Consider the following 501-nt stretch of genomic DNA (forward strand, 5'->3'; position numbering starts at 1 on the left):
CGCCGCCATCGAGGCCGCCCGCGCCGGTGAAGCCGGCCGCGGCTTCGCTGTGGTGGCGGACGAGGTGCGTAACCTCGCCCATCGCGCCCAGGAGTCCGCGCAGGAAATCCAGAAGATGATCGAGGAGCTGCAGGTCGGCGCCCGCGAGGCCGTGGACACCATGACCGAAAGCCAGCGCTACAGCCTGGAGAGCGTGGAGATCGCCAACCGCGCTGGCGAGCGCTTGGCCAGCGTCACCCACCGTATCGGCGAGATCGACTCGATGAACCAGTCGGTGGCCACCGCCACCGAGGAGCAGACCGCCGTGGTCGACTCGCTGAACATGGACATCACCGAGATCAACACCCTCAACCAGGAAGGCGTGGAGAACCTGCAGGCCACGCTGCGCGCCTGCGCCGACCTGGAGAATCAGGCCGGCCGCCTGCGCCACCTGGTGGACAGCTTCCGCATCTGATGTTCAGCACAGATGAAAAAGGCGCCTTCGGGCGCCTTTTTTGTTCG

The 501-nt window shown here is 66.5% G+C and carries 1 protein-coding gene; it reads left to right on the forward strand.

Going from position 1 to position 501, the window contains the following annotated elements; all coding sequences use genetic code 11:
* A partial coding sequence (locus C167_RS31945) for a methyl-accepting chemotaxis protein (protein ID WP_017516259.1) occupies positions 1–454 on the forward strand: 454 nt, incomplete at its 5' end.
* Between the last annotated feature and the right edge of the window lie 47 nt (positions 455–501).

The sequence above is a fragment of the Pseudomonas nitroreducens TX1 genome (assembly GCF_000313755.1).
Lineage (GTDB): Bacteria > Pseudomonadota > Gammaproteobacteria > Pseudomonadales > Pseudomonadaceae > Pseudomonas > Pseudomonas nitroreducens_A.